Source organism: Streptomyces lydicus (genome assembly GCF_004125265.1).
GTDB classification, from domain to species: domain Bacteria; phylum Actinomycetota; class Actinomycetes; order Streptomycetales; family Streptomycetaceae; genus Streptomyces; species Streptomyces lydicus_C.
In genome coordinates, this window is record NZ_RDTE01000001.1 from 275501 (window position 1) to 286716 (window position 11216).

Annotated in this window: 1 protein-coding gene (cut by a window edge); it reads left to right on the forward strand. The window is 69.8% G+C overall.

The genetic code is table 11. From position 1 onward, the window contains the following. Positions 1 to 10934, forward strand: the final stretch of a protein-coding gene (locus D9V36_RS01250; RefSeq protein WP_129292041.1) for a UvrD-helicase domain-containing protein. It extends 16903 nt beyond the left edge of the window; 10934 of the gene's 27837 nt are visible here — the last part of the coding sequence; its start codon lies beyond the left edge, outside the window; the stop codon is at positions 10932 to 10934. The last annotated feature ends 282 nt before the right edge of the window (positions 10935 to 11216 follow it).

Genomic DNA, 11216 nt, shown 5'->3' on the forward strand with positions numbered 1-11216 from the left:
AGAAGATCGCCGAGCGCCACCAGGCCCTGCAGCAGGCCGCGTCCGTCACCGGCCCCCGGCCCGCGGAGACGGTGTGGGTCCACCACGAGCGGGACCACGGCAAGAAGACCCGCACCTACGTCTTCGGTGTCGCCGAAAGCGACCGGGACGCCTTGGCCGCTCTGGAGGCCGAGGACTTCACCCGGCCACCCAGCCATGACGCCTACGTCCAGCGGGCCGGCACCCTGCCCGAGACCCGCGCCTACAAGACCGGCCTCTTCGTGCGGCGCATGCTCAAGCACGGGCGCAGCATCGCCGTCCACTACAGCCGCGACGGCGCCCCCGCCGACACCGCCCTGCCCGAAATCGACGTGGAGCAGCGCACCCAACTCGACGCCCTCAAGCAGAGGGAGCGCAGGGACTGGAGCCCGATCGAGTTCCAGGCAGGTGACCAGGTCCTCGTGAAGGGCCTGCACAGCTGGTGGCACACAGTCACCGAGGTCCACCCCGAGCAGCTCACCATCGAGCTGGAGACCGTCCCCTACGACGAGGTGCTGGCGCGCCGCCGCGGCCAGGAACTCGTGACCGCCGCCGATCCGGTCGGTGAGACCACCACGGCCAGGCCCGGCAGCATCAGCCTGCGCGCCGTAGCCCCCGAGATCCTGGAAGCCGAACAGGCCCGCTTGGAGCTGCCCTTGGCCGATGCTGCGCACGCGCCCTTCGTCGAGGCCCGCCGCGCGCAGATCGCCACCGAGCGGGAGCGGGTATCGGGGAACCTGACGCGCCGGGAGCGGCGACGCAGCCAACTGCAAGCGATCCTCGGCAACCCGAAGGAGCTCAAGAGCCTGAGCGGCCGGCTCGTGCACAACGAGGCCGGCGAGCCCCTGGGCGCGGTCGTCCACCGGGACAAGATGCCCGATCCGCCCCGCACACCCAGGCAGAGCGACAAGTGGATCTTCGTCGACCTGGACGGCAACGCCCCGGCCGTGATGGACCGCAAGGGCGCCGCGGATCAGTACGCGATCGACCTCGAAGACGAACGCCACCGGGTTGCTCCTGCTGGCTGGCGGCCCCGCGCATGGACACAGATCGGCCCCGGTGACACCGTCCGGCTGCCCGCCCCCCAGGGCAGCCGCCTCACGCCGGAAAGCTGGACACCGGCGTTCACCGTGACCAGCATCAGCCGCCAGGCGGACGGCTCGGTGACCGTGGACGGGACCCGCCGGGAAACGACCGTCAGCCACCACCTGAGCGCGGCCGTGGCGAAGGCCGGGCCGCTCCAAGAAGCTGTGGGCGAGCTGGCTCTGAGCCCCGAGATCATCGTCGCCCGCGCAGCGCGGCCCGCCCTCCTGGCGGCGCTCCTCCACCCCACCAACGGCGTGCCACGCCCAGGGCTCGGCCACCCCGAGCTGGTGCGCAGCATGGGCGCCGTCAAGGCCGCTGCCAAGGCGATCAACACCAGGCCGACATCGGCCGCGAAGCTCCGTGAACAGGTCCTCACGGCGCGCGATGCCCTCGCGCACCTGGCAGAGGTTGCCAGCGCGGACGGTGTGGAAGTGATGCCCGAGCGGGCCCTCGCCGGCGTAGAAGTAGCCGAGCACTGGTCGGCGCAGCTGCAGGACCCAAAGGCGGCCGCCGCGCGGCTCATGGAGGCAGCCGAGCAGACAACCGCCGTCCAGCAGCCTGGTGATGACCCCTCAGCCGGTGAGGCCACCGGCGCCGAGCCGGCCCCCGAAGAAGCTGTCCCCTCGGAGGCGCCAGCCGGCAGGCAATGGACGCAGATGCGCCGTGAGGACTTCCGGACCGGACCGGCCCCCGAGCCCCCGGAACCCGCCGAGCTGTCCGAGGGGCAGATGAAGATCGACGCCGCCACACAGACGGCACAGGACGGGGCGCCGCAGCCCCAGCCTGCACTGTCCGATTACGACGCGCTCCGGCTCGGTGGCCGTGCCCGTGCCACCGAGCTGGCCGCCCGCGCCACCCTCACCGAGGCCTCTACCGACGACGGCCTCCACAGTGTGCTCCTGGACGGCGTCTCCATCGGGCAGATCCGGCCCGACGGCGAGGGCTGGAGGGCACAGGGAATCGACTCCGGAGCCCGCGGTGAGACCTTCGACAGCCAGGCCGGTGCCCTCGCCTGGATCGTGGAGTCCTTCGACCGGCAGGAGGCCAAGCACCAGGCTCGCGACACCGACGTCCAGCCGGAGCAGGCTGCCCAGCAGGCCACAGCCCCGGACACCGGAACGCCATCCCCCGCCCCGGACTCAGCCAGTGCGCAGGAGCAGCACGCTCCCGACACCGCGGCGCTGCAGATGGCCCCATCGCTGTATGCACACCTGACGCAGGAGGGGACCGCGGCGGTTGAACCCGGGACGGCGACAGCGGTTGCGCTGGCGGGCGCACGGAGCGCGCCAGACTCACCCACGGCCCGGCTCGTGACGGCGCCGGTCGCGGTTCACCGCGAGCTGGTGGAGCTGGCGTGGGCGCTGGCGGACGAGAACGCCCCGGTCGCCGAACGGCGGGCCTATCAGGAGTACGTGCGGAGTGTGGAGGGCGCTGCGCAGGCCACAGCCCCTGCCCCCATGCAGGAACCGCCAGCGGCCCCCGCCGCGGCGGAGGGCACCGGCAAGCGGCCATCGCTGGCGTCGGTGGGCCGTGTGCTCAAGGCAGCGGAATTCAAGCCGTTCTCGGAGCGTCGGCGGAAGGGGACGGCGGCCAGCGGCTACCGCACGACGAAGGGGGCGCCCGGAGAGGTCATGGTCTTCTTCCGCTCGGGGGATGAGCTGGACGGACACTCCGATGAGGACATCGAAGAGGCCCGCGCCTACATGCTGGGTGAGTACGCGGTGACGCTCAGGGCAGCCGGGTACGCGGTGGTGGACGGGGGCAGTTTCCTTACGGTGGGCGGGCACGGTGCTGCGCAGCGCCCTGGACGGCAGCCCTTGGTTCAGCAGGATCACGGGACCAAGGCCACGCCCGCCCCAGCGGCGGTCGAGGCGGAGCACCAAGCCGCGCCGGATGGGCCACCGCACCGGCAAGAGGCCCCCGAAACGACACCCGCCACGACACAGGAGCAGCCGGCGTTGTCGGCCGGTGCCGCCGCCGTACCGGTGGCCCACCAAGGACAGTCCACACAGGATTTGACGATCCATGCGATGGACGTCGATGACCTCGACGAGACGATCGAGGCGCTGAGCGACTCCATCGATCCGCTGTCGCTGGCCTACCGGCTGCGCGCCGAGCGGCGCCGCTGGGCTCTGCTGCGGCAGGAGGCCGAAGAGTGGGTGCCGCAACCGGCGTACGACGCCCAGGGCAACCTCATCGAGCCGTCCCGTGGGCGGATCCTGCGTGAGCGGGCCGACGGCTACCGGCTCAACCCCAACGAGACCCAGGGCACCGTCACCAGCCTGGACGACCTGCCGCCCGCGAAGCCCGGCGGATACACCGATGCCCGGTGGGCGGAGATCGTCGCGGCCGCCGCAGAGTCGGAGGCGTTCCCACCCACCGCCGAGCAGGACATCATCATCGAAGCCGCGGCCCGTCGCGGCCTGGACCTGCGGGTGATGGCCCTGGCCGGCACCGGCAAGTCCACCACGTTGAAGATGCTGTCGCGGCGCATGCCCGGCCAGCGCATCCTCTACCTCGCCTTCAACCGATCGGTCGCCGACGAGGCGATCGAGTCGCAGCAGCGCGGCGAGTACAGCGAGAACCTCACCCCGACCACCGCGAACGCCTACGCCAACACCATGGTCGACGAGGCCCTGCTGACCCGGCTGAACTGGCCGAGGCTCAACGAGCAACAGCTCGCCGACCGGATGCGGTGGCGCTCCCGGACCCGGGCCGGAGGCGAGTCGCTGACCCCGCAGCGGGCTGCGTACTTGGCCAACCGGCTGCTGTCCGAGTGGGCGAAGTCCGCCGACGAGGACTTCGCTGCCCACCACCTGCCCGACAGCCTCCCCAACCGCAACGCGGTCTTCGCAGCGGTCAAGCCGCTCGCCGTGCAGATGTGGGCCAACCTCACCAACCCGGACGCGAACGACAAGGACCGCGATCTTCCGCTGTCCTTCGACCACACCGTCAAGATGTGGTCGCTCTCCGGTCGGGTCCCCGACACGGATGTGCTGTTCTGGGACGAGGCGCAGGACGTCAACCCCGTCATGGAATCGATCGTCGGCAACGTCCGCGCCGCGGGCATCCAGATCGTGGCGGTGGGCGACTCCAACCAGGCCATCTACGGGTTCCGTGGAGCGACCGACGCCCTGGGGCGGCTGCCCGCGGATGCGACCGCCACGCTCACCCAGACCTTCCGGTTCGGCGATGCCGTCGCCGACATCGGCAACCGGTTCCTGCGCCTGGGCGGCACCCGCATGCGCCTGACGGGCTGGGACCGCAAGACCTCCCGCATCGGTGAAATCACCCCGGGGGACGAGACGATGCTCATCGCCCGCACCAACGCGGGAGTGGTGCTCGGCGCCGTGGAAGGACTGCGGGCCGGCCGCAAGGTCGCGGTGTCCGGCGGGTTGAGCGACCTGCGGAAGTTCCTGGAAGCCGCCGAAGCGCTGCGCGATGGGGAACGCACCAGCCACCAGGAGCTGGCCCGCTTCAACGGTATGGCCTGGGACGAGATCCTGGAAACCGCCGAGATCGAGCCCGAGCTCAGGCAGCTCGACAGCATGTTCAAGCTGATGGAGCGGCACAGCGACGAACTCGACGCGCTGCTGGAGTCCGTGCGGATGCCGCGCCCGTTCGTCGAAGACGACGGCGAACGCCTGTACGTCAAATTCGCCCACGGAGACGGCAACTTCCGGACCACGAAGGAGTGGCTCAAGAGCAGGGGCGTCGGCTTCGGATGGGACGACGACGGCAGGCGGTGGAGCTTCCCGCCGCCGAGGAAGCCGGCCACCTCCGCGACCGAGGCCCAGCGCCACGCGCTGCGCGAGCGGGTCGAGCAGTACATCGCCGACCGGTACACCGCCCCCGCCAACGACAACGGCGGGCAGATCGTCGACCAGGCCACGCCGCACGACCTCCTGGTGTCCACCGCGCACAAGGCCAAGGGCACGGAGTCGCAGCGCGTCCGGATCGCCGGGGACTGGCGCTCCCGCAGCCCCAAGCAGTCTGTCACTGGTGGCATCGACTGGGACACGATCCCCGACGACGAGGAACTGCGCCTGGCCTACGTCGCGGTCACCCGCGCCACCGACGCCCTGGACGCTGGCCCTCTCAGCTGGATCTTCGACGTCACACGCGACGACGACCCGATGCAGGAGCCGGACGGCATCTACCTGCGCCCCTGGCAGGTGAGCGACTTCGAGCCCGGCAACCAGGTCACCTTCCGGAGCGAGGACGGCGAGAGCCTCCTCGACGGGGAAATCGCAAAGCTCGACGGCACCGCACTGCTCGTCCGCACCAAGGACGGTCACGCAGTGACGGTCATCCCCGGCCAGGTCGTCCGCCGTGACGGGCAGGACCAGCCGAGCCTTCCCGTCGCCAGCGACGAAGAACTGGACGAGGCCCTCAACAGCGGCCAATTCGTTCTGCCGAGGGCATCAAGCCTGCACGGCGTACCCCCGCAGGCCGTGCCGAGTCCCATTGGCGCTCAGAGCCCCGGCGGTGAGGCACCGGAGGCGCAGAGCAAGCCATCCGCCGCTGACGACATACGGGAGGAAGCCTCCGTGGACACAACGGCAGCTGCCGCAACACCACCGACTTCCGCCACCGAGGTAGCCCCCCAGCAAACGGTGGTTCCCGAGCGTTCCACCTTCAAGGCTATGAAGCCGGGTGAGGCCAAGGAACTGGCTTCGCCCGACGGCACCCTGTGGTGGGGAGGTCGGGCTGCCAGCCGCAAGCAAGCGAGCAAGCAACCGGTCCTCGTCCGCCTCCTCTTCAAGCCGCGCGGTGTTATCGACGTCGAGAACGTAGAAACCGGCGAGGAGATCACCAGCATCCGTACGGGAACGAGGTTCTTTGCTGCACGAGCTGACTCCATACACCTGCCTGAAGCGCAGGCCGGCGCCGACGGCGAAGGCGTCGCGCCCCGGAACACCGGGACACCATCCGGCACGCAGCGGGAGCCCGCATCAAGCGACGGGCCAGACACCGCAGCCACCCCGCCCGAAACCGGTAGCGCGGCCGCGCAACCGTCGGCGCCGGACACCCCGGCACCGGCCTTCCAGGTCAGCGACCGTCCCACCGCCGCCGGCCGACGCTGGGCGGTCGTGGATCGAGCCAGCGGGGACGTCATCTGGATCCGCTACCAGGGCGAGGAACCGTTCGAAGCTCTCTTCGCGGAAAAGGAGGACGCCGAGCGCATCCACAGGAGCCTCGAACTCACCCCCGAACTGCGCGTCTCCGCCCCCGATCCGGTGGGCGCCTTGGCGGGTACGACCGGTGCGCTGCCCAACCGTCCGGGCTACACCCTGGCCCCGAAGCTTGGCAAGGTCATCGCCAAGGAGACTCGTGGCATCGACCAGCTGGTGAAGGTCGAGGTCGGCGACGGCACCGGAAGCACCCGTGTTCTCGTGGCGTGGAACCCGGTCGGTGGCGACCAGGTCCAGGTCCACCAGAGCATCTACGTCTGCGGAACCCTCGGCGCCGAGGTCCGTGTCAACGGTCGGCGCGAAACGCCCATCGAGGGCGGCACCGTGGAAGGTGCAGATGCCGCCCACGACCGCCACAACCGAACACGGCCCGCACCTGACGGCTGGATAGCCACCGACCCCACCGTCGAGACGGCAGTGGAAGCGGGCCAGCAGGTCCGCATCCTCGATGCCCAGCACCCCGCCCACGTGGCTGCCGACCCGCAACACGGCGCGCAGCAGCTCTACAGCACCGTCAAAATAGAGCTGGCCGACGGCAGCTACTTCATCGGTGCTACGCCGGACGGCCGCACCGTGGACTTCACCCTCAGCCAGGTGATCGCGGTCCCAGCTCCCGCCGGCGCCGCGCCATCGGCCGATGCGGCCCTGGAGTCTGCCGCGGTGACGGATGCCGCGCGGGATGTGTCGGCCGCGCTTCGGAGCCAACTACGCGGACTGTCCTGGGCTGAGCGCACCGACCGGTGGACAGTCGAAGAGCTGTCGCCGCGTAAGGACGGCACACGGGTCGAGGTGTTGCTACGCGTCAGCGGGGAGTGGACCCGGGTCGCGGACTGCAGCCCACACACCCTGCGAGACGAGCGCGGCCACCCCCACCTCCTCGAAGACGTTTGGGCCTGGCGCGACGCCGCCGGCCAGCTCGTCACTCTCCTGGACCGGCCCGAGCGGGCTCCGCGCCCGGGCGCAGCGGCTCCCACCCGGGTGCAGGAGTCTGCCCCCAAGCCCCCGCTGCTCTCCCGCTCGCCGCAGAGCATTACGGAGCTCACAGAGCTCGAATCCAGGGCCGAAGCCCTCAACCAGTGGCTCACCAAGTGGGCCGGGCAGGGCGACACCGGTGCGAGCGTGCGGGCCGCCGAGCAGCTCCGTGCCCTGCGCACCGAACTGGACCAGCGGCACAAGCAGCGCAAGGACGCCGAACAGCTCGGCGGATGGGACGCCTTCGAGCAGGATCTGGGTGCCCTCACCCTGGAGCTGGCCGCGCCTGACGGCACTCAGGGGGTCCTGCGCGCAGACACCCCCCTGGGCACGATCGTGGCGAGCGACACGGGCTATCACTTCGTCCCGGAGGGGCGGCTTCCCCAGGCCGAGGGCACCGCTTACGCCAGCCCGCAGGGCGCCGCCGTCGCACTCACCCGGTTCCTGGCCGGTGTTCCCGAGAACGAGCCCCTCCAGGCGCCCACTACCGCCCCGGCGCCCTTCCCGGAGCCCCGTTTTGTCCTCACGGAGAAGGACAAAAAGGCATACCCCGGCGCCGACGCCAACATGCTGCTCAAGGCCCACCTCAGCAGCGTCGTCCGCCACAAGGCGGACCCCGATCAGCGCGGTCAGCAACTGACCGTCGAGCTCTGCAGGAAGCACGGACGAGCCGAGGCAGGCACTCACCTGAGTTCAGGGGGCCGCCTGGCGATCATCACTGTAGCCCCCGAACGCTACGAGGTCTGCGCGCCCGACCGGCTCACCGACGTCCCTCGCCCATGGGGCAAGCAGATCAAGAGCAGGCACCGGGCGAACAGGATCGCGGACGCCCTGGAGAGCGTCCGCGACGCCCAGGGCAACCCCTTCCCCTGGGACATGCCGAACCCCACCGGCTACGCCCTTCAGCTGGCCGCTGTGCGCTGGCGCGACGAACACGGCCACGACATCAAGGACGCGATCCGGCGTGCCCTGGTCACCCAGGGCCTCGATGCCCCAGACGGCCGCTACGCCAGGGAGTACTACGAGAGCACCGGCCAGCGCCTCGACGTCCCAGCTGCCGCGACGCTCGTCACCAGCCCTGCGCCGCAGCCGACCGATCCGTCCACGCCCGCCCCGAACGCATTCAAGCCCACGATCCTCAAGAAGATCGGCGAAGTCACCGGAGCAGACGGCACCTTCTGGTGGAAGGGAGAGGTCAACAACCCCCAGGCGAGCCAGTTGCGCTCCCAGCTCGTCCCGCTCGCGGTGCCGAGGCGTGTCCGGATCAAGGAATCGGCCGACGAGAAGGGCGCCAGCATCGGCTGGCTCCAGGTCTTGGACGCGGCCACCGGCGAGCACGTGCAGAACATCCGCTCGACCAGCCATGTTCTGGTGGCCTCTCCCCTTGAGACGCCGGAGCCGTCAGCCGAGGCCGGCCGCTCGGCGGGCCATCGCCGCTGGTCCTCCGTCGCACAGGTCCGCACCCACCTGATATCGGACAACATCCCCGGCCTGAGCCCGGAACGCCGTCGTCATCTGCGTCGTCTGGCCCAGGACCGGCAACTGGTGGAACTCACTGCTGATGGTCAGTTCGCCCTGCGTAAGAACAGCCAGAGCGGAACCTATGAAGTCCTCCCAGCAGGCAGTGGCTACCCCTTCGACGGTCTGCTGCCCAACCTCTATCTCAGTCCCGAAGCGCTTGACCGTCTCGTCATGCCCCAGCCCCTGAACGGCTTGTCGTCTTTGGAGGACGCACGCGCCTTCGCCGGCCGGCTGACCGAGTTGCATCTGGCCGACGGCTCCGCGATCGACTGGAGCGACCCGCGACTGGGTGCCAGGCTGAGCGGCGAAGATGCGGTCCGCCTGAGCCACACAATCCTGGAAGAGCGCGCTCATCACGACCGGGCCCACGGGCTCACTCCCTCACCGAGCGATGAACTATGGCGCCTCTTTGAGGAGCAGGAGCCGCGTCCTGAGCAGTCGGCCAGCGCAGGACGCTGGGCGGACGCGCTCACCGAAGGCGAATGGGCCTGGTTGACCATCGACGACGAGTACAAGCCTCGGGAGGTCATTCAGCGGGAGGCCACCGAGTTCGGCACTGTGGCCATCACCCTCGACGACGACCGCACCTTGCACTTCCCCCGCAACCTCACCATCGAGCGCCCTGGCGAAGACACCGTTCTCGACGCCGATGGACAGCCCATCGGCCTGCGACTAGATGCCGCCTACATCCATAGCGACGACATCATCGAGTTCGACTTGGCCCCCGACGGCACACCCATGCTGCCGGTCGGCAACGCCGGGTCACCCGCGCCCGGTGCCACCCGCATCCGGGGTCGAGCCGATGTGACCCACCAGCACCCCCACGGCGGCGGCGAGCGTACCTATCTGCGGGATGCCACGATCGTCAGTGGCTTGGACATCGAGCCGGCCCCCCTCAAGCTGATGGCCACCGCCTTCGAACTGCCCGAGCACGTCTACCGGCTCTCCCTGCGCGCCCCGCTCGCACACCAGGAAGCGCAACCACAACCCCCGTCCTTGGCCCAGCAGGGCACGGCATCGAGGAAGGAGGCGGATACCGAGTTCGTTGAGGACCTGGGCATCCGGTTCCCCATCTACTTTGCCAACGAACTGCAGCGCGCCGCAGAACTCGAAGCAGAGCTCAAAGCAGAGATGGAAGCAGAGCTCAACGCAGAGAGGGAGGCAGACGCCGCCTCGGAGCTGGAGGCGACGCTGGAGCTGGCAGCCGAACTCGAAGCCCACGACGAGCTGGAGCCGGCCTCGGAACTTGAGCAGGAGCCTGACCAAGTCGAGGACGGCGCTGGGCTGGACTACGACCACGAGCTGGAGCCGGACACTGGCCCGGAGCTCGAAGCAGACACCGAGCCGGCCCCCGGGAACGAGGCAGACAATGAGCCGGGCCCCGAGCCGCACGAGGAGGAAGAACCGCAGACGCAGAGTGTGGCGGCCCTGACCGAGGGAGAGGAACTGCGCCTAGGCCTGCTGCGTCTGCTCAACTCTCCAGACGCCCCCACCACACCCACCGAGCACGCGGTCCTCGACGACGCCCCGCTCTACGTACGGGTTGCCCACAGCGCCCGGCACGGAAGGGTCGTCCAATTCGGATTCGACCCCACCTCGCCCAGCCCTGCCGCCCAGTTCACCGCGGCAGAACTCGAAGGCGCCACCGGTGAACAGGTGCTGCGTGGCGTGCTGGCTCGACGCCCGGCTCCCGACCTGCTACGCGAGGACCTCTTGAGGCTCATGGACAACCCCGGTGCGCCCAGCGTCCCCACCCTCCAGAGCAAGATGAGCGCCTTCAACCTGTACGTGGCGGTCACCGGGCACAAGGAGCATGGACGCGTCCTGCGCTTCGGGTTCGACGCCCAGTCCGCACCGGCCGGCCTCTTCACGCGAGGCGACCTCCAAAGTGCCACCGGCGACAAGGTCACCCAGATGGTGAATCGCTACGGGGAAGCCTTCGTTGAGCAGCGCGTCGGCACTCTCGTTCAGCGCATCGACACTGACAGCGCGCGCCGAATCCGCGACCGCGTCCAGTCAGCAGCTCGGCAGCGCGAGATGCCACAGCGGACTCCCCCTGCCGCGCCTTCCGGAGCAATCCGGCAGCCGCGTCCGGACGAGCACGGACGACAGGCTGCACCGGCCGCTTCCCCGAACCAGTGACGCAGAGCACGGACCGCCTGAGGGAATCGGCCACCAATCTTTTGGGCCGCTCTTCCCTCCAGGCGGGAGGTCCGCCGGTGTGCGGGCACCGGGCACTGCGTTGGTCCTTAGCGTCGAAGGGCACTTGATCTGCCCAGGGAATGTAGGCGGCCGGGCCGCCACCCGTGATCATCAGCGAGGTGACGCATGCCAGCCGCTCCCGAAGAGTTCCCGCTCCGGCCCCGCGACGCAGACAACGCGTGGGGGGAGGAGGACGCACCGTCGGCACTCGACGGTGTAGCC